Raw genomic sequence first — 23954 nt, 5'->3', positions numbered from 1 at the left:
ACCCTAGGGTTAACCTTAATACAAACCCGGTTGCAACCTGACTAGCATACGGTCCTACCGATGCCGGGCCCCCTTGCGGGTCCGGTGTGACCTTTGCCATGCGACAGGAAGCAATCTCTTATGGCCAGCACCACCCTCGGCGTCAAGGTCGATGACGCGCTACGCGATCGCCTGAAGGCCGCCGCGCACAAACTCAACTGCACGCCGCACTGGCTGCACAAGCAGGCGATCCTTGCCTACCTGGACAAGATCGAGCGCGGCCACCTGCCCGCCGAGATGTCCCATCTGGGCGGGGAAGAGGGAGGCGATGACGAGGGGGGCGAACACCAGGCCGCCGCCACGCCGCCGTTCTACGAATTCGGCCAGGACGTGCAGCCGCAATCGGTGCTGCGCGCGGCCATTACCGCCGCCTACCGCCGCCCCGAGCCGGAATGCGTGCCGCTGCTGCTGGGCCAGGCGCGCATGCCGAACCTGGAAAAAGTGCATGCGATGGCCACTGACCTGGTCAAGAAGCTGCGCGGCAAGCGCACCGGCGGCGGGGTCGAAGGCCTGATCCAGGAATTCTCGCTGTCGAGCCAGGAAGGCGTGGCGCTGATGTGCCTGGCCGAGGCGCTGCTGCGCATTCCCGACCGCGCCACGCGCGACGCGCTGATCCGCGACAAGGTCGCGCGCGGCGACTGGAAGTCGCACATGGGCGGCTCGCAGTCGCTGTTCGTCAATGCCGCCACCTGGGGCCTGATGATCACCGGCAAGCTGGTGGCCGTGAGCAGCGAGCAGTCGCTGTCCAAGGCGCTGACGCGCCTGATCGGCAAGGGCGGCGAACCGCTGGTGCGCAAGGGCGTGAACATCGCCATGCGCATGATGGGCGAGCAGTTCGTTTCGGGCCAGACCATTTCCGAAGCGCTGGCCAACAACCGCAAGATGGAAAGCCGCGGCTTCCGCTATTCATACGACATGCTGGGCGAAGCGGCCACCACGGCCGAGGACGCCGACCGCTATTACGCCTCGTACGAACAGGCCATCCACGCCATCGGCAAGGCCGCCGCCGGCCGCGGCATCTACGAAGGCCCCGGCATCTCCATCAAGCTTTCGGCGCTGCATCCGCGCTATTCGCGCGCCCAGCGCGAACGCGTCATGGCCGAGCTGCTGCCGCGCGTGAAGGCGCTGACCATCCTGGCGCGCAGCTACGACATTGGCCTGAACATCGATGCCGAGGAAGCCGACCGCCTCGAGATCTCGCTGGATCTGCTGGAGGCGCTGTGCTTCACGCCCGAGCTGGAGGGCTGGAACGGCATCGGCTTCGTCATCCAGGCCTACCAGAAGCGCGCGCCGTTCGTGATCGACTACGTCATCGACCTGGCCCGCCGCAGCCGTCATCGCGTGATGGTGCGTCTGGTCAAGGGCGCCTACTGGGACAGCGAGATCAAGCGCGCCCAGGTCGACGGCCTGGAGGGCTATCCGGTCTACACCCGCAAGGTCTACACCGACGTGGCCTACCTGGCCTGCGCCCGCAAGCTGCTGGGCGCGCCGGAAGCCGTGTATCCGCAGTTCGCCACCCACAACGCCTACACGCTGTCGGCGATCTACCAACTGGCCGGCCAGAACTACTACCCCGGCCAGTATGAATTCCAGTGCCTGCATGGCATGGGCGAGCCGCTGTACGACGAAGTGGTCGGACCGCTGGCGCAGGGCAAGCTGAACCGCCCCTGCCGCATCTACGCGCCGGTCGGCACGCACGAAACGCTGCTGGCCTACCTGGTGCGCCGCCTGCTGGAAAACGGCGCCAACACCTCGTTCGTCAACCTGATCGGCGACGAGAGCATCCCGGTCGAGACGCTGGTGGCCGATCCGGTCGAGGCCGCCTCGCGCATCGTGCCGTTGGGCGCGCCGCACGAGAAGATCCCGCTGCCGCGCGAACTCTACGGCAATCCGCAGCAGGGCGCGCGCGCCAACTCCGCCGGCCTGGATCTGAGCAACGAACACCGCCTGGGCTCGCTCTCGGCCGCGCTGCTGACCAGCGCCGCCACGCCCTGGCGCGCCGCGCCCATGCTGGGCGAGGGCGATGGCGCCTGGGACACGGCGCGGGCCATCGAGGTGCGCAACCCCGCCAACCTGCACGACGTGGTTGGCCACGTCATCGAAGCCAATGGCGAGGAAGCCGAGGCCGCCCTGCGCGCCGCCGCCAATGCCGCGCCCATCTGGCAGTCGACCCCGGTGGCCGAGCGCGCGCAATGCCTGCGCCGCGCCGCGCAAATGCTGGAAGAGCAGATGCAGACCCTGCTGGGCCTGATCGTGCGCGAGGCCGGCAAGTCGCTGCCCAACGCCATCGCCGAGGTGCGCGAAGCGGTGGACTTCCTGCGCTACTACGCCGACCAGGCCGACCGCGAATTCAGCAACGACACCCATCGTCCGCTCGGGACGGTGCTGTGCATCAGCCCCTGGAATTTCCCGCTGGCCATTTTCACCGGCCAGGTCGCGGCCGCGCTGGCGGCCGGCAATACCGTGCTGGCCAAGCCCGCCGAGCAGACGCCGCTGATCGCGGCGCAGGCGGTGGCGATCCTGCGCGCCGCCGGCGTGCCGCCGGGCGCCGTGCAACTGCTGCCGGGCCGCGGCGAAACCGTGGGCGCGCAACTGGTGGCCAGCCCCGGCGTGCGCGGCGTGATGTTCACCGGCTCGACCGACGTGGCGCGCATCATCGCGCGCACGCTGGCCGACCGCCTGGACGACGACGGCCACACCATCCCGCTGATCGCCGAGACCGGCGGCCAGAACGCCATGGTGGTCGACTCGTCGGCGCTGGCCGAGCAGGTGGTGTTCGATGTGCTCAGCTCCGCATTCGATTCGGCCGGCCAGCGCTGTTCCGCGCTGCGCGTGCTGTGCGTGCAGGAAGACAATGCCGATCACGTCCTGACCATGCTGCGCGGCGCCATGCGCGAGCTCAGCGTGGGCAATCCCGACCGCCTGTCGGTCGACGTCGGACCGGTCATCGATACGGAGGCGCGCAACAATATCCAGCGCCACATCGATGCGATGCGCACGGCGGGCCACCGCGTGGACCAGGTGGAGTTGAATGGCGAATGCCGCCACGGCACGTTCGTGGCGCCCACCATCATCGAGATCGACCACATCAGCGAACTGACCCGCGAGGTGTTCGGTCCGGTGCTGCACGTGGTGCGCTACGCCCGCGACGAGCTGGACGGGCTGCTGGACGCCATCAACGGCACCGGCTATGGCCTGACCTTCGGCGTGCATACCCGCATCGACGAGACCATCGCCCACGTGACCGGCCAGGTCCACGCCGGCAACGTCTACGTCAATCGCAACATCGTCGGCGCGGTGGTCGGCGTGCAGCCGTTCGGCGGCGAGTGCCTGTCGGGCACCGGTCCCAAGGCTGGCGGCCCGCTATATATGTACCGCCTGCTGGGCACGCGCCCCGAGGGGTTGCCGCCGGCGCTGGACGCGGCCGCGCCGTTGCCGCAGCGCATTGCATTGCCGGGTCCCACTGGCGAGACCAACACTTATATGGTCGAGCCGCGCGGCGCGGTCTATTGTGTGGCGGCCACGGAGGCCGGCGCGCGTGCCCAATGGGCGGCGGCGCGTCTGACCGGCAATCACGCGTGGTTCGCCGATACGCCGGCGGCGCAGGCGCTGCTGGCGGGATTGGACGCCGAGCAGCAGGGGCAGGCGGGCATTCTGGCCGATGCCGAGGTCGACCACGCCGATTACCATGCGGTGCTGTTCGAAGGCGATGGCGACACGCTGCGCACGCTGAACCAGCGCATCGCGCAACGCCCCGGCGCCATCCTGGCGGTGCATGGATTGACCTCGGATGCCCTGGCGGCCGGCGCCTCGTATGTGCCCGAGCGCCTGCTGACGGAGCGTTCCATCAGCGTCAATACGGCGGCGGCCGGCGGCAACGCCAGCCTCATGACCATCGGTTGAACGTGACCGAGGGGTAACCCTTGGGAAACCAAGGGTTATCTCCAATATCTAGCGAGGTTGCACTGGAAGCAAAATCCGGTCGCACCTGAAGTTCGATTGTGGCAACCCGGCAATCGCACTCAAATAGATCACCTGGCCCAAAAGCCCAGGTATAACAAAGCCACATCCGACATACCGGAGGATTCCCATGAAGTTTCGCACCACTTTGAAGCTTGTCGCCGCCAGCATCGCCGCCGTCGGCATGGCCGCCGCCGCGCAGGCCGCCGACGTCAAGTTCGGCTTTGCCGCGCCCCTGACCGGTCCCCAGTCGCACTACGGCGAGGACATGCAGAACGGCCTGAACCTGGCCCTGGAAGAAGCCAACAAGAAGGGCATCAAGGTCGACGGCCAGCCCGCCAAGTTCGTGCTGGTGTCGCGCGATGACCAGGCCGATCCGCGCGTCGGCGTGCAGGTGGCGCAGCAACTCGTCGACGAGAACGTGGTCGGCATCCTGGGCCACTTCAATTCGGGCACCACGATCCCCGCCTCGCGCGTCTACCACGAAGCCGGCCTGCCGCAGATCGCCATGGCCACGTCGCCCGAGTACACCAAGCAGGGCTACGAAACCACCTTCCGCATGATGACCAGCGACACCCAGCAGGGCGCCGCGGTCGGCAAGTTCATGGTGCAAAGCCTGAAGGCCAAGAAGGTCGCCATCATCGATGACCGCACCGCCTACGGCCAGGGCCTGGCCGACGAGGTCGAGAAGGCCGTCAAGGCCGCCGGCGGCCAGGTGGTGCGCCGCGAGTACACGACCGACAAGGCCAACGACTTCACGGCCATCCTGACCAACATCAAGGGCTCGGCGCCCGACGCCATCTTCTACGGCGGCCTGGACGCGCAGTCCGGCCCGATGAAGCGCCAGTTGGCCACGTTGGGCCTGAAGTCGCCGCTGGTTTCGGGCGAAATGACCCGCAGCGACACCTTCATCAAGCTGGCCGGCGACGCCGCCGACGGCACCTTCGCCTCGCTGGCCGGCGTGCCGCTGGACAAGATGGCCGCGGGCAAGGACTTCGAAAAGCGCTACCAAGAGCGCTTCAAGAAGGCCCCCGGCGTCTACGCGCCCTACGCCTATGACGGCGCCTGGAACATGATCGCGGCGATCGAAGCGGCCGGCTCGGCCAAGCCCGAGAAGTACCTGCCGGAACTGGCCAAGCTGAACCGCAAGGGCGCGACCAGCGAGCACATCGCCTACGACAAGAACGGCGACCTGAAGGAAATCTCCGTCACCATCTACGAAGTCAAGAATGGCAAGTGGGAGATGGTTGAAACGATGGTCAGCCAGGCCAACTAAGGCCGCCTGACCCGGCCAGGACGCGGCGCCGCCGTGCCTGGCCATCCTGATTGACCCCGCGCGCGCCGCCCGGCGCGGCGGCGATTTGCGCGAAGGCGGCCCCCGGGCCGCGCCGCATCCGATCCTCGCGCGATTTTTCCAGGCTTATTTCCACGGCCCCTATGGATATCTTCATTCAACAACTGATTAACGGCGTCACGCTCGGCAGCGTGTACGCCCTGGTCGCCCTTGGCTACACCATGGTGTACGGCATCATCGGGCTGATCAACTTCGCGCATGGCGACGTCGTCATGATCGGCGCGATGGCGGCCACCACGATCGCCATCTCGCTGGTCGGCGGCGACCCGTCCGCGTCCGCCTTCATGGTGCTGGGCCTGGGCCTGCTGGTGTCCGTGCCGCTGTGCATGGCCGTGGGCTGGACCGCCGAGCGCGTGGCCTACCGGCCGCTGCGCCGCGCGCCGCGCCTGGCCGCCCTGATCACCGCCATCGGCGTGTCCATCATCCTGCAGAACGTGGCGATGATGGGCTGGGGCCGCAACTACCTGAACTTCCCGCAGGTGCTGTCGCCGCGGGTGTTCGAGATCTTCGGCGCGCGCATGAGCACGCTGCAGATCGCCATCGTCGCGATCGCCGCGCTCATCATGGGCGGGTTGCTGGCCGTGGTGCACAAGACGCGCCTGGGCACCGCCATGCGCGCCACCGCGCAGAACCGCGAAGTGGCCGGCCTGATGGGCGTGAACATCAACACCGTGATCTCGGCGGCGTTCCTGATCGGCTCGGCGCTGGCCGCGGTGGCCGGCATGATGGTCGCCACCTACTACGGCGTGTCCCAGTACACGATGGGCTTCATGCTGGGCCTGAAGGCCTTCACGGCCGCGGTGCTGGGCGGCATCGGCAACCTGGTCGGCGCCATGGCGGGCGGCCTGCTGCTGGGCATCATCGAATCGCTGGGCGCCGGCTACATCGGCGACCTGACCGGCGGTTTCCTGGGCAGCCACTACCAGGACGTGTTCGCGTTCTTCGTGCTGGTGCTGGTGCTGATTTTCCGTCCGTCCGGCCTGCTGGGCGAGCGTGTGGGGGACCGCGCATGAGCACCACCCTGAAACACAGCGGGCTGTCGACCCGCAACCTGATCGGCATCGCGCTGATCGGCATCGTGCTGGCGGTGCTGCCGTTCGTGATCGGCATGGCCGGCCAGAGCTGGGTCCGCATCCTGAACTTCGCGCTGCTGTACGTGATGCTGTCGCTGGGCCTGAACATCGTGGTGGGCTTCGCCGGCCTGCTGGACCTGGGCTATATCGCGTTCTACGCGGTGGGCGCCTACACCTGGGCGCTGCTGGCCTCGCCGCATTTCGGGTTGCACCTGCCGTTCTGGGCGATCCTGCCGATCGCGCTGGCGGTGGCGTGCCTGTTCGGGGTGCTGCTGGGGGCGCCGACGCTCAAGTTGCGCGGCGATTACCTGGCCATCGTGACGCTGGGCTTCGGCGAGATCATCCGCATCTTCCTGAACAACCTGAACGCGCCGGTCAACATCACCAACGGCCCGCAGGGCATCAACCGCATCGATACGTTCAAGGTGGGCGAGTTCGCCTTTGGCCGCACCGAGAGCCTGCTGGGCATCCGCGTGACCGGGCCGGAGAAGTACTACTACCTGCTGCTGGCGCTGACGCTGATCATCATCCTGGTGTGCGTGCGGCTGCAGAACTCGCGCATCGGCCGCGCCTGGGAAGCCATCCGCGAAGACGAGATCGCCGCCAAGGCCATGGGCATCAACACCCGCAACATCAAGCTGCTGGCCTTCGCCATGGGCGCCTCGTTCGGCGGCGTGGCGGGCGCGCTGTTCGCGTCGATGCAGGGTTTCGTCAGCCCCGAGAGCTTCTCGCTGATGGAATCCATTTCCATCCTGTGCATGGTGGTGCTGGGCGGCATGGGCCACATCCCGGGCGTGATCCTGGGCGCGCTGATCCTGGCCGCGCTGCCGGAATTCCTGCGCGCGGTGGTCGAGCCGGTGCAGCAGATGGTGTTCGGCGCCGTGGTGCTGGATCCCGAGGGCATCCGCATGCTGCTGTTCGGCCTGGCGATGGTGTGCGTGATGCTGTTCCGTCCCGCCGGCCTGTGGCCGTCGGCCGTGCGCAAGCGCGAACTTTCGACCAAGACCCAGGGAGGCGCGGCATGAGCAAACTGCTGCAAGCCCAGGGACTGGGCAAACGCTTCGGCGGCCTGCAGGCCTTGTCGGATGTCAGCTTCGACATCGAGCAGGGCGAGATCTACGGCCTGATCGGCCCCAACGGCGCCGGCAAGACCACGCTGTTCAACGTGCTTACGGGCCTCTACATCCCGGAAGACGGTAGCTGCACCTTCAACGGCGCCTCGATGTCGGGCAAGAAACCGCACGAGGTGGCGCACGCGGGCCTGGCGCGCACCTTCCAGAACATCCGCCTGTTCGCCAACCTGAGCGCGATCGAGAACGTCATGATCGGCCGCCACATGCGCACCCGCGCCGGCGTGCTGGGCGCGGTGTTCCGTACCCGCGGCACGCGTGCCGAGGAAGCCGCCATCGAGGCCCGCGCCCAGGAGCTGCTGGACTACGTCGGCATCGGCCACCGCGCCAACGACGTGGCGCGTTCGCTGCCCTACGGCGACCAGCGCCGCCTGGAAATCGCGCGCGCCTTGGCCACCGATCCCAAGCTGCTGGCGCTGGACGAGCCGGCCGCCGGCATGAACGCCTCGGAAACCGTGGTGCTGCGCAAGCTGATCGAGAAGATCCGCGACGACGGCGTCACGGTGCTGCTGATCGAGCACGACATGAAGCTGGTCATGGGCCTGTGCGATCGCGTGCTGGTGTTGGAATACGGCAAGGTGCTGGCCATGGGCAAACCCGCCCAGGTGCAGCGCGACCCCAAGGTCATTGAAGCGTATCTGGGCGCGGGCGCCGCCCAGGATCCGCTGATTCATCAGGAGCGCCCGGCATGACGACGGCAAGCAAACCCCTACTGGAACTGCGCGGCCTGCAGGTCGCCTACGGCGGCATCCGCGCGGTGCGTGGCATCGACCTGCGCGTGGACGAAGGCGAACTGGTGTGCCTGATCGGCGCCAACGGCGCCGGCAAGAGCACGACCCTGCGCGCAATCTGCGGCCTGGTGCCGCTGGCCGGCGGCGAAGTGGTCTACGGCGGCCAGTCCATCGGCGGCCAGAAGTCGCACGAGCTGGTGCGCCAGGGCCTGGTGATGGTGCCCGAGGGCCGCGGCATCTTCGGCCAGCTCACCATCGAGGAAAACCTGGCGATGGGCGCCTACATCCGGCGCGACGCCGCGCAGGTGCGGCAGGACACCGACCGCGTGTTCACGCTGTTCCCGCGCCTGGCCGAGCGCCGCAAGCAGGCGGCCGGCACGCTGTCGGGCGGCGAGCAACAGATGGTGGCGATGGGCCGCGCGATGATCGCGCGGCCGAAGCTGCTGTTGCTGGACGAACCCTCGATGGGACTGGCGCCGCTGATGGTCGAGAAGGTCTTCGAAGTGGTGCGCACCATCGCCAGCGAAGGCGTCACGATCCTGCTGATCGAGCAGAACGCCCGCCTGGCGCTGGAGAACAGCCACCGCGGCTACGTGATGGAATCCGGCGAGATCACGCTGTCCGGTCCCGCCGCCGACATGCTGCACGATCCCAAGGTGCGCGCCGCGTACCTGGGGGAAGTGGAAGAGGCGTAGGCCCGTCCATTTGCCGCAATGAAAAAGCCCGGCCATGCCGGGCTTTTTCATGCGCGTCGGGCTCAGCCGGTCTGGCGCTTGAGGAAGCCCTCGATCAGGGCGGCGAAGGCGGGCGGGCATTCCTGCATCGGGTAATGGCCGCAATGCGCAATGACGTGCAGCGTCGCGTTGGGATGCCAGGCCAGGAAGCTGCCTTGCATCGCTTGCGCGTCGATTCCCGGGTCTCGATCGCCGACCACGACCAGGAACGGCGTCTCGATTCCGCGCACGGCGTCGACGAAGTCCGCCGTCACCAGCATGTCGAGGTACTTGCGCCGGCAGGCGGGCGCCACGGTCGCGCGGTTGTGGTGGACCTTGGCGTCGGCCCAGCCGTCGGACAGGCCGCTGGAGACATGCCGGAACAGCCGCCGCAAGGCCTCGTCGTCCTCGGTGGTGCTGGCGAAGAACGCCAGGGCCTCCGGCCCCAGGCGGTTGCCGGTGGCGGAGACGGGGCATACCGCGATGGCGCTGGCGATGCGTGACGGCGCGTCCGCGGCCAGGCGTTGCGTGATCATGCCGGTCATCGAATGGCCGACGATGTGGAACCGCTGCCAGCCGAGCCGGTCGGCGAGCGCCAGGCAGTCGGCGGCGATTTCCTCGACCGTGCAGGCGCCGGTCAGCGCGATGGATTGGCCGTAGCCGCGCAGGTCGGCGAACACGTAGGTGAAGGCCTGGCCGTCGAGCCAGGGCATGACGGCATCGTAGCTGCCGTGGTCGCCGAGCCAGTCGTGCAGGACCAGCACGGGGATCGGGCCGTGGCCCAGGCGCGCATAGCCGAGACCGGCCGGCGAGCCGGGATGGATTTCAAGGGACGTCTTCATTCCAGGTTTCCTTGTGTGAGGGGAACGAAAACGAAACGCCCTCCCGGCGGACCGGGAGGGCGTTTTCAAAGTGCAGCCATCCTATCAAATCGCCGGCGCCAGCGTCAACGGGGCGGCGTCGCCGCCGGCGCGCTGGCGGGAAGGCCGGCTCAGGCAGGCTGCGGCACGATCCGCTCGCGCCCGATCAGCAGGGCGATGACGGCGGCGATCAGGCCAGTGGCGCCGGCTGCGACGAAGGCCATCAGGTAGCTGCCTTGCGACTCGCGCACCACGCCCGCCATCCAGGCCGCGCTGGCCGCGCCCAACTGGTGGCCGGCGACGATCCAGCCGAACACGATGGGCGCCTCCCGGTCGCCGAAGGCTTCGGTGGCCAGGCGCAGCGTGGGCGGCACGGTGGCGATCCAGTCCAGGCCGAAGAACACCGCAAAGATCGCCAGGCTGTAGAACGAGAAGTCGGAGTAGGGCAGGTAGACCAGCGCCAGGCCGCGCAGTCCGTAATAGACGAACAGCAGCTTGCGCGGATCGTAGCGGTCGGTCAGCCAGCCGGAGGCGGTGGTGCCGAACAAGTCGAAGATGCCCATGATCGCCAGCAGGCCGGCCGCCTGCACTTCGGGCATGCCATGGTCGCCGCAGAGCGCGATCAGGTGCGTGCCGACCAGTCCGTTGGTGGTGAAACCGCAGATGAAGAAGGTGGCGAACAGGAACCAGAAGGTGCGGGTCTTGGCGGCGCGGCCCAGGGCGCCGAAGGTGGCGGCGATCATGCCGGTGCGCGGCGCAACGGGCGCGGGCGGCGCATGCGGATCGCTGCCGAACGGCACCAGGCCGACGCTGGCGGGGCGGTCGGGCACCAGCCACCAGGCCAGCGGCACCAGCGCGGCGGCGGCGCCGGCCACGGTCCACACCACCCGGGTCCAGTCGCCCGACGACGCCAGCGCCGCCAGCAGCGGCAGGAAGATCAGCGTGCCGGTGGCGGTGCTGGCCGTCAGCAGGCCCATCATCAGGCCGCGATGCTTACTGAACCAGCGGTTGACCACGGTCGCGCCCATGACCACGGCGACCGCGCCCGAGCCGATGCCCGAGAACACGCCCCACGTCATCAGCAGGTGCCACGGCTGGGTCATATAGGCGCTGATGGCGCTGGAGGCGGCCATCAACGACAAGGCGGCGATCAGCACGCGGCGCAGGCCGAAGCGTTCCATGGCGGCCGCGGCGAACGGCCCGACCAGGCCGTACAGGAAGATGCCGACGGCGGCGGCGAACGAGGTGGTGCCGCGGTTCCAGCCGAAGCTTTCCTCCAGCGGCACCAGCAGCACGCTGGGCGAGGAGCGCAGGCCGGCCGATACCAGCAGGGCCAGGAACACGACCGCGACCACGACGAACGCGTACTTCTGGCCGGCGCGGCGGAAGGGGATGGGGGGGTGGGCTATACTCATGTTACTGACCGGTACGTAATTTGGTTTGCGAATAGTACGTACCGGTTAGTAACATCGTCAAGAGGTATTTTTGACGTCCCTGTTTTCAGGGCGGCCGGCCTTGCCGGCCGGTCTCAGTGAGGAGTTCCAGTCATGGCCAGCAAATCCCCGGCGGGTGGCAAGACCGCCGTCGCCGATACGCCCGCGAAGCCGCTCCTGGCGGCCGATCGCATCCGCAAGACGGCGCGCGAGATGTTCTACCGCGACGGCATCCGGGCGGTGGGCGTGGACGCCATCGTCAACCAGGCCGGCGTCACCAAGCCCAGCCTGTACCGCAGCTTTTCGTCCAAGGACGAACTGGCCGCGGTCTATCTGCGCGACTACGACGCCGAGTTCTGGGGGCGCTTCAACGCCGCCTGCGACGCGCATCCCGGCGATCCCCAGGCGGGGTTGCGGGCCTATCTGTCGGGCCTGAGCGTGCGGGCGGTGCAGAACGGCTATCGCGGCTGCGGCTTGACCAATGCCGCGGTGGAATATCCCGAGGCCGGCCATCCGGCCCGCGTGGTCGCGGTCGAGCACAAGGTCGAGCTGCGCCGGCGCCTGGCCGCCATGGCCGCCGAGATGGGCGCGCCCGATCCCGCCAAGCTGGGGGATGGGTTGTTGCTGCTGATCGAGGGCGCCTTCGTCTCCAGCCAGTTGTTCGGCGAGGGCGGTCCGGCCGCCCGGGTGGCCGACATGGCCGACCTGCTGATTGACGCACATCTGGGGCGGCGATAGGTTTTTGCACTGCACAATACTGGTGCCAGATGTGGTGCCGGATGCACCGTTGTGGTGGTGTTTGTACTTATTTCGCAACGCCAAAAATAATGCTAGGCATTTTTATTGCAACGCAGCATGCGCGGGTCTAAGATGGACTCGTGCTGTTCCCCCATCGCGCTTTCTCAAGGAGAGAATCATGAGCGATACCGCGTTGAAAAATGCCCGCATGTCGGATGCGCTGGAGCGGTCCCTGATCCGCGAGGCCATCAAGGCGGAAACCCTGTCCGGCCCGTTCTCGCGCATGGGCTGGCGTCGGCTGAAGCTGCGCCTGCGCCGCTTGGGCGGGGCCGTCGGCGAAGTGCTGCACGACATGGACGCCGGCCGCCGCCAGCATCCGGTGATCTCCGCCCGCCGCTGAACCCGGGCCATGCGCTAGAAAAACGCCAGCGATTGCTGGCGTTTTTTCATGGGGAGGCCGTTGTCAGGCCGCTCCCGCCGCGGCGTCGATGATCCAGTCCAGGAAAGCCCGTACCTCCGGCCGCTCGGCCGCGCCCGGCACGGTGACCGCGTAGTAGGCGAATCGCGCGGGCCATGGTTTGTCCAGCACCTGCGCCAGCCGGCCGGCGGCGATCTCCTGCTGCGCGTACTGCTGCGGCACCAGGGCCAGCCCCTGGCCGGATTCCGCCGCGCGGATCAGCAGGAAGTCATCCTCGAAGGCATTGCCGCGTTCGGCGCGCGGATCCGCCGGCGCGCCGCAGGCCGCCAGCCACAGGGGCCAGTCGGCGCGGTCCGAGTCATGCAATAGCGGGTAATCTAGGCAGTCGGCGGGTTCGCGGATCGCGCCCGGCGGGACCAGTTGCGGACTGGCCACGGGCACCAGCACCGGCGCCATCAGGCGCACGCTTTCCAGTCCCGGGTAGTCGCCCAGGCCGTGGCGCAGGGCGACGTCGACCCGGTCGCGGCGCAGGTCGGTCAATGCCGAGGTCGCCTCCACGCGGATCTCGATTCCCGGATGCAATTGCTTGAACGCGCCCAGCCGCGGCACCAGCCACGAGGCGGCGAAGGTGGCGACCGTGCTGATGGTCAGCGTGTGTTGCCCCTTGCTGGCCTCCAGCGCCGCCATGGCCTGGTCGATCTGCGCGAAGGCCTGCAGCAGGGCGGGATGCAGCGTGGCGCCGGCCGGCGTCAGGCGCAGGCCCTGGCGTTCGCGGGTGAACAGCGCCAGGCCGACGCGGTCTTCCAGCAGGCGGATCTGCTGGCTGATCGCGCCCGGGGTGACGTGCAGCGCCTGGGCCGCGGCCTTGATGCTGCCGCGTTGGCCGACTTCGACGAAGGTGCGCAGGGTCTGAAGCGGGACGGGGGGCATCGAGTTTAGTTTTTCTAAAGCATGGTGGCAGAAATCATCGCTTCTGATTATAGGAGCTTGTTGCCATCATGGTGCGGTCGGTTTGAATTTTCGACGCCACGAAAACTAAACCGAGAGGATCGCTTTGATGACGCCAGCAACCCGTGTCCGGCAGCCTGTCCAGGTCGGGGCACAGCCATGATCGACCTGTATACCGACAGCTCGCCCAATGGTTTCAAGATCACTATCGCACTGGAGGAACTGGGCCTGCCCTATACCCTCAGGCACGTGCATATCGACGCGGGGGAAAACCGGCGGCCGGCATTCCTGCGGCTCAATCCGCACGGCCGCATACCGGTGCTGGTCGACCATGCCACCGGCATCACCCTGTTCGAGTCGGCGGCGATCCTGCTGTATCTGGCCGACAAGACGCGCCGCCTGCTGCCCGTGGAACCCCGGGCGCGCTGGCAGGCCATCCAGTGGCTGATGTTCCATGCCGCCAGCGTCGGTCCCATCCTCGGTCAACGCGTGCACTTCGAGATTTTCTCGGCCACCGCGCAGCCCGATGCGGTCGACCGCTATCGAGGCCTGTGCGATGCCGCGTTCGGCGTGCTCGATGGGCAACTGTCGCGGCACCCCCATATCGCGGGCGAAGACTATTCGATTGCCGATATCGCGCACTTCGGCTGGACCCATATCGCCCGCATCGTCGGCTTCGATTTCAGCGCCCACGCCCATTTGAGCGCATGGCACGAACGCGTCGCCGCCCGGCCGGCGGTCCAGCGTGGCGTCACCTTGCCCGCGCCGGCCGTCGGCGCCTGAACCCGCTCAATCATGGAAATGCAAAATGCTTGAATCCACCACGACGTCGTCCGTGTCCGTCCCCACTGGCGCTTCCGCGCCGGCGTTCGCCGCGCATCCGGGTTATTGCCGCATGTTCGCGCCCGGCCAGCTCACCCTCGGCATGTTCCTGCCGCTGCGCTTCTACAACGGCGACATGCGGGTGCTGGCGGGGCAGTCGGAGCTCGTGACCGAGATCGACCGGCTCGGCTTTGCCGCCGTCTGGGTACGGGACGTGCCCTTGATGGACGTGGGCTTCGGCGATGCCGGACAGGTTTTCGACCCCTTCACCTACCTGTCGTTCCTGGCGGCCCGGACCCGCTCGGTCGCGCTGGCCACCGGCAGCGCAATTTTTCCGTTGCGCCATCCGATCGATCTGGCCAAGGCCGCCGCCACCATCGACCAGTTGTCGGGCGGCCGGCTGGTGATGGGCATCGCCTCGGGCGACCGGCCGTCGGAGTTTCCGGCCTATGGCATCGAACACGAGCAGCGGGCTGAACGCTTCCGCGACGCGGTGGCGTACTTCCGGCGGCTGCTGGGCAGCGCGGGCGGCGCCATCGAATCGCCGTTGGGTCGCACCCTGAACGGCACGCTGTTGCTGCCCAAGCCGGCAACGGGCGTGATCCCGCTGATGGTGACGGGGGGCTCCGGCCAGTCGCCGGCGTGGATCAGCGAGCATGCGGACGGCTGGTTGAGTTATCCCGGTCCGTCGCACGACAAGAGCGGGCCGGCGCGGCTTGCCGACAAGATCCGTATCTGGCGCCAGGGCATTCCGGACGGCGGTTTCCGGCCGCACATGACCAACGAGTGGCTGGACCTGGTCGACGATCCCGACCATCCGCGCACGCCGCTGCAAGGCGGCTTCGTGCTGCGCACGGGCCGGAACGGCCTGATCGATCTGTTGCGCGACTGGCAGGCAGCAGGGGTGAACCACGCCGCGCTGGGAATCCAGTTCTCGGAGCGGCCGGCGGCCGAAATCATCCACGAGCTGGCCGAGGAAGTGCTGCCGCATTTTCCGTCGCTGCCGGGGCCGGCCCCGCGCGACGGCCGCTGGTGAGGATCACAGCGCCATATCCACCAGCAGGTAGCCGTCCAGCAGGATGATGCCAACGGTGGCGACCACGGCTGCCCAGGCCCAGGCGCCGCGCAGGACGTGGCGGCCCATTACCTGCTTGCGGCAGGCCAATACCACCAGCGGCCCCAGCGCGAACGGCAGGGCCAGGCTCAGGATGACCTGGCTCAGCACCAGCAACTGGTCTGGGTCCTGGCCGCCGGTGAAGGCCAGCAGGGCGGCGGCCACGGTGCCGGCGATCAGCCGCGTGGCCAGCGCGCGGCGGCGATCGGACCAGCCGCTGTTGATCTGGAAGCCTTGCGACAGCATGCGGCCGGCCAGCACGCCGGTGATGGTGGAGCTTTGGCCCGCCGCGTACAGCGCGATCGCGAACACGATGGCCGCGCCGATGCCGAAGGTCTGGCCGATCACGGCGTGGGCGTCGTCCAGGCTGGAGACGATGATGCCGGAGCCGGACAACGAGGCCGCGGCGACGATCATGATGGCCGAATTGATCAACATGGCCACGCCCAGCGACACCACGGTGTCGTTGCGCGCCACGCGCATGGCCAGGTCTCGGGCGTCGGCCGGCAGCACGCGGGCGCGCTGCGCCAGCGACCCGGAATGCAGGTAGAGGTTATGCGGCATCAACGTCGCGCCCAGGATGCCCAGCGCGATCAGGAAGCCTTGCGGGTCGCGCAGCGCGCGGCCGGTCTGCGTCATGCCATGGGCCACGTCGGTCCAGGCCGGGTTGGCCTTGAACAGCAGGAACACGAACGAGGCTGCCACGATCGACAGCAGCACGGCGATGACGCGCTCGTGGCGGTCGGCGTTGCCGCGCGTCAGGGCCAGCACGGCGAAGGTGCCGACGCCGGTGACCGCGACGCCGCCCAGCAGCGGCAGGTTGAACAGCAGGCGCAGCGCGATGGCGCCGCCGATGAGTTCGGCCAGCGCGGTGGCCAGGATGGCGGCCTCGCCGGCCAGCCACGCGGCCTTGGCGGTGCGCGGGGACAGGTGGCGGGCGGTGAGGGTGGCCAGGTCTTCGCCGGTGGCCAGTGCCAGGCGCGACACCAGCACCTGGAAGCCCAGCGCCAGGATGGCCGAGGCGATCACCACCAGCAGCAGGCCGTAGCCGAAGCCGCTGCCCCCGGCGATGTCCGTGGCCCAGTTGCCCGGGTCGATATAGCCCACCGCCACCAGGATGCCTGAGCCGACCACCCGGCGCAGGTTGGCCGAGACCTGGGCGTCCTGAGGGTACGCCGCCTTGCCGCCTGAAATCGCGTAGATGAATCGGGTCATGTTAGTTCCTGAGAATGGTTCTCATTTTCCATATCTCCGGCATGACCGTCAAATTGATTTTCAGCAAGCCCCGGATAGGGCGGGCCAATGGCGTCGCCCCATCCGGGCCTGCCGCGGCCGGTCAGGACTTGAGCTTGGCGTCCATGGTGATCTTGGCGTTGAGCACCTTGGAGACCGGGCAGCCCTTTTCGGCCTTGCGCGCGGCCTCGTCGAAGGCTTCGGCGCTGGCGCCCGGAATCACGGCCTCCACGGTCAGGTGCACGGCCGTGATGGCGAAGCCGCCGTCGACCTTGTCCAGCGTGACCTCGGCCTGCGTGTCCAGCTTTTGCGGGGCCAGGCCGGCCTCGCTCAGGATGTTGGACAGCGCCATGGTGAAGCAGCCCGCGTGGGCAGCGCCCAGCAGTTCCTCGGGATTGGTGCCCGGGGTGTCGCCGAAGCGCGTGTTGAAGCCATAGGGCTGGTTCTTGAGCGCGCCGCTCTGCGTGGAAATCGTACCCTTGCCCGTCTTCAGATCGCCCGACCAGGCGGCGGTTGCGGTTTTCTTCATGCGTGACTCCTGTTGAGGGAACGCGCCCGAAACGGACGCGTCCGGTTGGGGGAGCGCGCGGCCGGCCCGATGGCGGCGCGCGTTGCCGGAAGGGGCATGGACCATGATACGGCGGGCGCGGCGGGGCGTCGCCTGTCGGCCGCCCGCATCCGGCAAGCCGATGTAACCGCCGCTTGCGGCGCCTTGCCAGCGCCGCGCGGCGCCGTCACACTTCGCCCCTGGCTCAACCCGAACAGGCATTGGATACAGATGGTAGTGATCGACACCGAACAAACCCGCCGCGCATTGTCGTTCGACGCGGCGATTCCGGCCTTGCGCGAGGCGTTCCGCCAGGGCGCCCATGTGCCCGCGCGCCATGTCCACGCGATCGAATCGGGCGGCGCGCACGGGACCACGCTGATCATGCCGGCCTGGAACGAGCAGGGTTACTTCGGCGTCAAGGTCATCAACATCTTTCCCGAGAACACGCGCCAGTCGCTGCCGGGCCTGCACGCCACCTACAACCTGTACAGCGCCCGCACCGGCGTGCCGCTGGCGCAGGTGGACGGCGACCTGGTGACGGTGTTCCGCACCGCCGGCGCGGCGGCGCTGGGCGCGTCCTACCTGGCGCGCGAGGATGCGCGGGTGCTGACCATCGTCGGCTCGGGGCGCATCGCCGGGCTGGTGGCGCAGGCCATGCGCACGGTGCGGCCGATCGACAAGGTGTGGGTCTGGAACGTGCGGCCGGCCGGCGCCGAGGCGCTGGCGACGGCGCTGCGCGAGCAGGGCTTTGACGCCAGCAGCACCCTCGATCTGGAGCAGGCCGTGCGCCAGGCCGATATCGTCAGTTGCGCGACGCTGTCCACCGTGCCGCTGGTGCGCGGCGACTGGCTGCGCCCCGGCGCCCACCTGGACCTGATCGGCAGCTTCAAGCCCGACATGATCGAGACCGACACGGCCTGCTTCGACGGCACCACGGTCTACGTGGATACCGACGAGGCGCCGACCAAGGCCGGCGACCTGTTGGCCGCGTTCGAGGCCGGCGTGCTGGCGCGCGAGGACATCCGCGGCAACCTCACCGACCTGGTGCGCGGCCAGGCGCCGGGCCGCACCCGGGCGGATGAAGTGACCGTGTTCAAGGCGGTCGGCAGCGCGCTGGAGGACCTGACGCTGGCCGCGCTCGTCTACGAGGCCTGCGGCGGTCAGGCAAAATAGCGCCATCCGCTGTTTTTTCATCCTGCGAGCTGTCGTCATGTCCCGCTTCTTCGTCCGCTACGCCTGCGCTGTCGCGCTGGCCGTTCCCGCCCTGTCCGTCCATGCCGAGATCGTGATCGGGGTGGATGTCTCCACCACCGGCCCGGCCGCGGCGATCGGCATCCAGACCAACAACGCCATTCGCCTGTGGCCCAATACGCTGGGCGGCGAGCCGGCGCGCTACGTGGTGCTGGACGACGGCACGGACGTCAGCCGCGCGGTCAAGAACCTGCGCAAGCTGACCTCGGAAGACAAGGTCGACGCCATCGTCGGCCCCAACACCACCGCCGCCGCCCTGGCCGGGCTGGACGTGCTGGCCGAGACCGGCACGCCGATGATCGCGCTGGCGGCTTCCAGCGTGATCGTCGAGCCGCTGTCCGATCCCAAGCGCGCCTGGGCCTTCAAGATGCCGCAGAACGATTCGCTGATGGCGACCGTGCTGGTCGAGGACATGAAGAAGAAGGGCTTCAAGAACGTGGCCTTCATCGGCTTCGCCGATTCCTACGGCGACAGTTGGTGGAAGGAGTTCTCCGCGGCCGCCGGCAATGACATCAAGATCGTGGCGCAGGAACGCTTCCAGCGCACCGACGCGTCGGTGGTGGGCCAGGTGCTCAAGGTGATCGCCGCCAAGCCGGACGCGGTGCTGGTGGCCGGCGCCGGCACGCCCTCGGCGCTGCCGCAGAAGACGCTGCTCGAGCGTGGCTACACCGGCACCATCTATCAGACCCACGGCATCGGCACGCTGGAATTCCTGCAGGTCGGCGGGCGCGACGTCGAAGGCACGCTGTTCCCCACCGGCCCCGGCGTGGTGGCGCGCGAGCTGCCGGATTCGAACCCGGTCAAGAAGGTGGCGGTGGAATTCGCCGACAAGTACGAGCGCCAGTATGGGGCCAACACCCTGACGCAGTTCGCCGGCGACGCCTATGGCGCCTGGATGCTGCTGGATTCGGCGGTGGCGCGCGCCCTCAAGACCGGCGCCAAGCCAGGCACCCCCGAATTCCGCATCGCCCTGCGCGACGCGCTGGAGAACACCCGCGACCTGATCGTGCCCAACGGCGTGCTCAACATCTCCAAGGACAACCACCAGGGCTTCGACGAGCGCGCCCGCGTGATGGGCGTGGTGCGCAATGGCAAGTTCTCCTACGCGGACGCGGCGGAGAAAAAATAGGGACGACATAGTCCCGTACGGTTCGTAACGAGTGCTCACCCGCCATAGGGCGGGACGGTGAAAAGCAGGCTTCGGCCTGCTTTTTTTCGTCCATATCATTAGAGGTGAAATGATTTAATGTCGTATCATTTTTAGCGAAGCCATGTACCTAGAAATAAATTCGGGAGAAATAAGACCATGATCGTCCAACGCACCCGCCGCGTCCTGCTGGCCCTGAGCCTGGGCCTGCTGGCCGCCTGCTCCGACTCCGGCTCGGAAAAGCCCGCACAGGGGGCCAGCGCGCCCGCCGCTGGCGGCGACACGCTGGCGGCCGCCAAGGCCGCCGGCAAGATCCGCATCGGCTACGCCAACGAGGCGCCGTTCGCTTTCATGGACAGCAAGGAAGCCAAGGTCACCGGTGAATCGGTGGAAATCGCGCGGGTGGTGCTCAAGCGCATGGGCATCAACGAGGTCGAAGGCGTGCTGACCGAATTCGGCTCGCTGATCCCCGGCCTGCAGGCCAAGCGCTTCGACATCATCGCGGCCGGCATGTACGTCACGCCGGAGCGCTGCGGCCAGGTGGCGTTCTCGAACCCGACCTATGGCGTGGGCCAGGCGTTCCTGGTCAAGCAGGGCAACCCGAAGAACCTGCACAGCTACGAGGACGTGGTCAAGAACCCGGACGCCAGGCTGGGCGTGGTGGTGGGCGCCATCGAAGCCGAATACGCCTCCAAGGTGAAAGTGCCGGCCGGCCAGATCGTGGTGTTCCCGGATGCCGTGAGCGCGCTGTCCGGCGTGCAGGCCGGCCGCGCCGACGCCTACGCGGCCACGGCGTTGACGGTCAACGACCTGATGGGCAAGACCAACGACGGCAGCGGCCTGGAAAAAGCCGAACCATTCACCGATCCGGTGATCGACGGCAAGGGCGTGCGCGGCTATGGCGCCTATGCTTTCCGCACCGACGACAAGGCCTTTGCCGACGCCTTCAATGCCGAGCTGGCCAAGTTCATCGGCACCGAGGAACACAAGAAACTGGTGGCGCCGTTCGGCTTCACGCCCGAGGAACTGCCCAAGGACGTCACGGCCGCCAAGCTCTGCGCCGCTAACTAGGGGGCGCCGATGCAGCTCATATCCGAACATATCGCCGAGCTGGTGCCGCCACTGCTGGAAGGCCTGGCGGTGACGCTGGAGATCATGGCGGGCGCCGTCGTGCTGGCGGTGCCGCTGGCGCTGGCGGCCGGGGTGGGGCGCCTGTCGACCGTGCGCCCCGTGCGCTGGCTGGCGTCGATCTACGTCGAGGTGTTCCGCGGCACGTCGGCGCTGGTGCAACTGTTCTGGTTCTATTTCGTGCTGCCGCTGTTCGGCGTGCAACTGCCGGCCATGCTGGTGGGCATCGTGGTGCTGGCGCTCAATGCCGGCGCCTATGGCGCCGAGGTGGTGCGCGGCGCGATCCGCGCGGTGCCGCCGGGCCAGCGCGAGGCCGGCGTGGCCCTGAACCTGACGCGCGGCCAGATCATGCGCCGCATCGTGGTGCCGCAGGCTATTCCGGCCATGCTGCCGCCGGCCGGCAACCTGCTGATCGAACTGCTCAAGAACACGGCGCTGGTGTCGCTCATCACCATCACCGACCTGACCTTCCGCGGCCAACTGCTGCGCAGCGAAACCCTGCGCACCACCGAGATCTTCACGCTCATGCTGCTGCTGTACTTCGCGGTGGCGCTGCTCATCACCGCCGGCGTGCGCCTGCTTGAACGGAGGGTCCGCGTCCGATGAAACCGATATTCGACTGGTCCTTCGCGCTGGAGATCCTGCCCACGCTGGGTTCGGCGCTGGTCATCACCATCCAGGCCACGGTGCTGGGCATGCTGGTGGCCGTGACGCTTGGCCTGGCGCTGGCGCTGCTGCGGCGTTCGCGCCTGGCGCTGCTGTCCTTGCCCACGGCGTTCGTGATCGAGTTCGTGCGCAGCACGCCGCTGCTGGTGCAGATGTATTTCCTGTTCTACGTGCTGCCCCTGACCGGGGTGCAGATGTCGCCCCTGGCGACCGGCATCGTGGCGCTCGGGCTGCACTACGCCACCTATTGCGCCGAGGTCTACCGCGCCGGCATCGAGGCGGTGCCGCGCGGCCAACTGGAAGCGGCGCGGGCGCTGAACATGTCGCCGTGGCGCACGGCCGTGGGCGTGGTGCTGCCGCAGGCGATCCCGCCGGTGGTGCCGGCGCTGGGCAACTACCTGGTGGCCATGTTCAAGGACACGCCGCTGCTGTCGGCGATCACGGTGGTCGAGCTGCTGCAGCAGAGCAAGATGATCGGCTCCACCACCTTCCGCTACACCGAACCCCTGACGCTGGTCGGCGTGCTGTTCCTGGCGCTGAGCCTGATCGCGGCCTGGGGGGTGCGCGGCCTGGAGGCCCGCCTGCAACGTTATGGAGGAAAGCGATGAGTTCCAGCATCACCATCAAGAACCTGCACAAGCGCTATGGCGAGCTGGAGGTGCTCAAAGGCATCAACCTGGAGATTCCGGCGGGCCAGACGGTGGCCGTGATAGGGCCGTCCGGCTCCGGCAAGTCGACCCTGCTGCGCGTACTGATGACCCTGGACCAGCCCAGCAGCGGCGAGATCGAGATCGACGGCGAGCCGATGTGGACCGACGCCCAGGGCCGCCCGGCCGGCCCCAATTCCGAGCACCTGCGCAAGGTGCGCGGCAAGATCGGCATGGTGTTCCAGCACTTCAACCTGTTCCCGCACATGACCGCGCTGGGCAACGCCATGGAGGCGCCGGTGCACGTGCTGGGGCTGTCGCGCGACCAGGCCCGCGAGCGCGCGGTGGAATACCTGGAGATGGTGGGGCTGGGCGACAAGCTCGACGTCTACCCGGCGCAGTTGTCGGGCGGCCAGAAGCAACGCGTCGGCATCGCCCGCGCGCTGGCGATGTGCCCGGAGATCATGCTGTTCGACGAGGTCACCTCGGCGCTCGACCCGGAGCTGGTGGGCGGCATCCTGCAGATCCTGCGCGACCTGTCGGCGCGCAAGAGCATGACCATGATCATCGTCACCCACCAGATGAAGTTCGCCGAGCGCAGCTCGGACCGCACGCTGTTCTTCGACCAGGGCAACATCGTCGAGGACGCCGAATCGCAGACGCTGTTCAGCGATCCGAAGGAGGCGCGCACCCGGCAATTTCTGGACAGCGTGATCGAGGGGCAATAAGCCGCGGTAATAAGCGGTAGGCCTAAAGGGCGGGCCTCATCCCGCCCTAAATCCCCACGCGGGCGTCGGGATTGGCCGCGCGGGCGGATGCCGGCGCTATGCTGTGCATCCGCGTCCATCGCCCGGAGCCTTACGCATGAGTCATCTTTTCAGTCCCACGTCAGTCGGCAATGTCGAACTGGCCAACCGCATCGTCATCGCGCCCATGTGCGAGTACTCGGCCGACGAGGGCCGCGCCACCGATTGGCACATGATCCACCTGGGCCACCTGGCCCTGTCGGGTGCGGCGCTGCTGTTCACCGAAGCCACCGCGGTCGAGGCCGACGGCCGCATCTCCCCGGGCGATCTGGGCCTCTGGTCCGACGAGACCGAGGCCGCGCTGGGCCGCGTGGTGCAGGCGGTGCGCCGCTATTCGCCCATCAAGCTCGGCATCCAGCTTGGTCACGCCGGCCGCAAGGCGTCGAGCCATGCGCCCTGGGAGGGCGGCCAACTGGTGCCGCCGGAGCAGGGCGGCTGGCAGGGCTGGGCGCCGTCGGCGCTGCCGCACAATGCCTCCGAGCCGGCGCCGCGCGCGCTTGACGCCGCTGGCCTGGCGCGGGTGCGCGACGCCTTCGTCGACAGTGCCCGCCGCGCCATCCGCCTGGGCTTCGATGCCATCGAACTGCACGCGGCCCACGGCTATCTGCTGCATCAGTTCCTGTCGCCGCTGGCCAACCAGCGCGACGACGAATACGGCGGCTCGCTGGAGAACCGCATGCGCTTTCCGCTGGAAGTGTTCCGCGCGGTGCGCGCGGTGACGCCGTCATCGGTGGCGCTGGGCGTGCGGGTGTCGGCCACCGACTGGGTCGAGGGCGGCTGGGACCCGGCGCAGACCGAGGCGTTCGCGCTGCGGCTCAAGGAATTGGGCTGTGAGTTCATCGACGTCTCCAGCGGCGGCGTGTCGCCGCTGCAAAAGATCCCGGTCGGGCCGAACTACCAGGTGCCGTTCGCCGACGCCCTCAAGCGCGCGGTCGGCCTGCCCACCATCACGGTGGGCCTGATCACCGAGGCGCAACAGGCCGAGGACATCCTGGCGCAAGGCCAGGCCGACATGGTGGCGCTGGCGCGTGGCATGTTGTACGACCCGCGCTGGCCCTGGCATGCCGCCGCGCAACTGGGCGGGCAGGTCGCCGCGCCGCGCCAGTACTGGCGGTCGCAGCCGCGCGAGCTGAAGGAACTGTTCGGCGAGACGCGCTTCGGCCAGCGCTAGCGCGCGACCGTCGTCCAAAGAA

General features: G+C 68.1%; 22 protein-coding genes. 17 read left to right on the top strand and 5 right to left on the bottom strand.

Annotated elements, in window-relative coordinates; genetic code table 11:
• Positions 1 to 120: 120 nt before the first annotated feature.
• The 6 genes from putA to AAID08_RS17925 all read left to right on the top strand — a co-directional run bounded on the left by putA (position 121) and on the right by AAID08_RS17925 (position 8982).
• Positions 121 to 3942 (top strand): trifunctional transcriptional regulator/proline dehydrogenase/L-glutamate gamma-semialdehyde dehydrogenase, encoded by a 3822-nt coding sequence (gene putA / locus AAID08_RS17950; protein WP_054502084.1) that lies wholly within the window; start codon positions 121 to 123, stop codon positions 3940 to 3942.
• Positions 3943 to 4129: 187 nt separating this feature from the next.
• Positions 4130 to 5275 (top strand): branched-chain amino acid ABC transporter substrate-binding protein, encoded by a 1146-nt coding sequence (locus AAID08_RS17945; RefSeq protein ID WP_049073109.1) that lies wholly within the window; start codon positions 4130 to 4132, stop codon positions 5273 to 5275.
• 161 nt (positions 5276 to 5436) lie between these two features.
• Positions 5437 to 6366: a branched-chain amino acid ABC transporter permease gene (locus AAID08_RS17940; RefSeq protein WP_049073110.1), complete on the top strand. Its 930-nt coding sequence runs from the start codon at positions 5437 to 5439 to the stop codon at positions 6364 to 6366.
• On the top strand, positions 6363 to 7451 hold the full coding sequence (locus AAID08_RS17935; RefSeq protein WP_144654875.1) for an ABC transporter ATP-binding protein: 1089 nt from the start codon (positions 6363 to 6365) through the stop codon (positions 7449 to 7451). Before AAID08_RS17940 ends, AAID08_RS17935 begins: the two co-directional genes overlap by 4 nt.
• Positions 7448 to 8248 carry an ABC transporter ATP-binding protein gene (locus AAID08_RS17930; protein WP_006383977.1) on the top strand — a complete coding sequence of 267 codons (801 nt, stop codon included), beginning with the start codon at positions 7448 to 7450 and terminating at the stop codon, positions 8246 to 8248. The genes AAID08_RS17935 and AAID08_RS17930 overlap by 4 nt, the downstream gene beginning before the upstream one ends.
• Positions 8245 to 8982, top strand: coding sequence for an ABC transporter ATP-binding protein (locus AAID08_RS17925; RefSeq protein WP_006383976.1), 738 nt, complete (start codon positions 8245 to 8247; stop codon positions 8980 to 8982). The genes AAID08_RS17930 and AAID08_RS17925 overlap by 4 nt, the downstream gene beginning before the upstream one ends.
• Positions 8983 to 9044: 62 nt before the next feature.
• Here AAID08_RS17925 and AAID08_RS17920 read toward each other — a convergent pair whose 3' ends face one another.
• Positions 9045 to 9842 carry an alpha/beta fold hydrolase gene (locus AAID08_RS17920; RefSeq protein ID WP_395756720.1) on the bottom strand — a complete coding sequence of 266 codons (798 nt, stop codon included), beginning with the start codon at positions 9840 to 9842 and terminating at the stop codon, positions 9045 to 9047.
• Between the two features lie 149 nt (positions 9843 to 9991).
• Positions 9992 to 11275: an MFS transporter gene (locus tag AAID08_RS17915; RefSeq protein ID WP_395756719.1), complete on the bottom strand. Its 1284-nt coding sequence runs from the start codon at positions 11273 to 11275 to the stop codon at positions 9992 to 9994.
• A gap of 132 nt (positions 11276 to 11407) precedes the next feature.
• On the opposite strand from AAID08_RS17915, the gene AAID08_RS17910 reads away from it, so the two are divergent.
• On the top strand, positions 11408 to 12031 hold the full coding sequence (locus tag AAID08_RS17910) for a TetR/AcrR family transcriptional regulator (RefSeq protein ID WP_054502088.1): 624 nt from the start codon (positions 11408 to 11410) through the stop codon (positions 12029 to 12031).
• A gap of 178 nt (positions 12032 to 12209) precedes the next feature.
• Positions 12210 to 12431, top strand: a complete 222-nt coding sequence (locus AAID08_RS17905) for a hypothetical protein (protein WP_054430075.1) — start codon at positions 12210 to 12212, stop codon at positions 12429 to 12431.
• Positions 12432 to 12494: 63 nt separating this feature from the next.
• On the opposite strand, the gene AAID08_RS17900 is transcribed toward AAID08_RS17905, so the two are convergent.
• Positions 12495 to 13379: a LysR substrate-binding domain-containing protein gene (locus AAID08_RS17900; RefSeq protein WP_336235112.1), complete on the bottom strand. Its 885-nt coding sequence runs from the start codon at positions 13377 to 13379 to the stop codon at positions 12495 to 12497.
• A 177-nt stretch (positions 13380 to 13556) separates the two neighbouring features.
• Between AAID08_RS17900 and AAID08_RS17895 the strand changes: the two genes are divergently transcribed.
• Positions 13557 to 14180, top strand: a complete 624-nt coding sequence (locus AAID08_RS17895; protein ID WP_395756718.1) for a glutathione S-transferase family protein — start codon at positions 13557 to 13559, stop codon at positions 14178 to 14180.
• A gap of 25 nt (positions 14181 to 14205) precedes the next feature.
• Complete coding sequence (locus tag AAID08_RS17890) at positions 14206 to 15255, top strand: LLM class oxidoreductase (RefSeq protein ID WP_064523572.1); 1050 nt, start codon at positions 14206 to 14208, stop codon at positions 15253 to 15255.
• A gap of 3 nt (positions 15256 to 15258) precedes the next feature.
• Here the strand turns inward: AAID08_RS17890 and AAID08_RS17885 are convergent, their stop codons facing one another.
• On the bottom strand, positions 15259 to 16548 hold the full coding sequence (locus AAID08_RS17885) for an Nramp family divalent metal transporter (RefSeq protein WP_116791347.1): 1290 nt from the start codon (positions 16546 to 16548) through the stop codon (positions 15259 to 15261).
• A gap of 121 nt (positions 16549 to 16669) precedes the next feature.
• Positions 16670 to 17095 carry an OsmC family protein gene (locus AAID08_RS17880; RefSeq protein ID WP_064523566.1) on the bottom strand — a complete coding sequence of 142 codons (426 nt, stop codon included), beginning with the start codon at positions 17093 to 17095 and terminating at the stop codon, positions 16670 to 16672.
• Positions 17096 to 17344: 249 nt separating this feature from the next.
• Here AAID08_RS17880 and AAID08_RS17875 point away from each other — a divergent pair, with 249 nt between their 5' ends.
• The 7 genes from AAID08_RS17875 to AAID08_RS17845 all read left to right on the top strand — a co-directional run bounded on the left by AAID08_RS17875 (position 17345) and on the right by AAID08_RS17845 (position 23932).
• Complete coding sequence (locus AAID08_RS17875; protein ID WP_054502091.1) at positions 17345 to 18289, top strand: ornithine cyclodeaminase family protein; 945 nt, start codon at positions 17345 to 17347, stop codon at positions 18287 to 18289.
• Positions 18290 to 18326: 37 nt separating this feature from the next.
• On the top strand, positions 18327 to 19496 hold the full coding sequence (locus AAID08_RS17870; protein WP_064526383.1) for an ABC transporter substrate-binding protein: 1170 nt from the start codon (positions 18327 to 18329) through the stop codon (positions 19494 to 19496).
• Positions 19497 to 19673: 177 nt separating this feature from the next.
• Complete coding sequence (gene ehuB, locus AAID08_RS17865; protein ID WP_064526385.1) at positions 19674 to 20585, top strand: ectoine/hydroxyectoine ABC transporter substrate-binding protein EhuB; 912 nt, start codon at positions 19674 to 19676, stop codon at positions 20583 to 20585.
• A 9-nt stretch (positions 20586 to 20594) separates the two neighbouring features.
• Positions 20595 to 21248 (top strand): ectoine/hydroxyectoine ABC transporter permease subunit EhuC, encoded by a 654-nt coding sequence (gene ehuC, locus AAID08_RS17860; protein ID WP_064526387.1) that lies wholly within the window; start codon positions 20595 to 20597, stop codon positions 21246 to 21248.
• A complete protein-coding gene (gene ehuD, locus AAID08_RS17855) occupies positions 21245 to 21916 on the top strand; it encodes an ectoine/hydroxyectoine ABC transporter permease subunit EhuD (RefSeq protein ID WP_006383962.1) in 672 nt (223 codons plus the stop codon). Before ehuC ends, ehuD begins: the two co-directional genes overlap by 4 nt.
• Positions 21913 to 22683 (top strand): ectoine/hydroxyectoine ABC transporter ATP-binding protein EhuA, encoded by a 771-nt coding sequence (gene ehuA, locus AAID08_RS17850; RefSeq protein ID WP_049073126.1) that lies wholly within the window; start codon positions 21913 to 21915, stop codon positions 22681 to 22683. The genes ehuD and ehuA overlap by 4 nt, the downstream gene beginning before the upstream one ends.
• Before the next feature lie 136 nt (positions 22684 to 22819).
• Positions 22820 to 23932 (top strand): NADH:flavin oxidoreductase/NADH oxidase, encoded by a 1113-nt coding sequence (locus AAID08_RS17845; protein ID WP_054502095.1) that lies wholly within the window; start codon positions 22820 to 22822, stop codon positions 23930 to 23932.
• Positions 23933 to 23954: the final 22 nt, after the last annotated feature.

It is taken from the genome of Achromobacter sp. EB05 (genome assembly GCF_044232075.1).
In the GTDB taxonomy this organism is placed as follows: domain Bacteria; phylum Pseudomonadota; class Gammaproteobacteria; order Burkholderiales; family Burkholderiaceae_B; genus Achromobacter; species Achromobacter dolens.
Note: the sequence above shows the minus strand (reverse complement) of the source record. Positions and strands in the feature narration are given on the sequence as shown.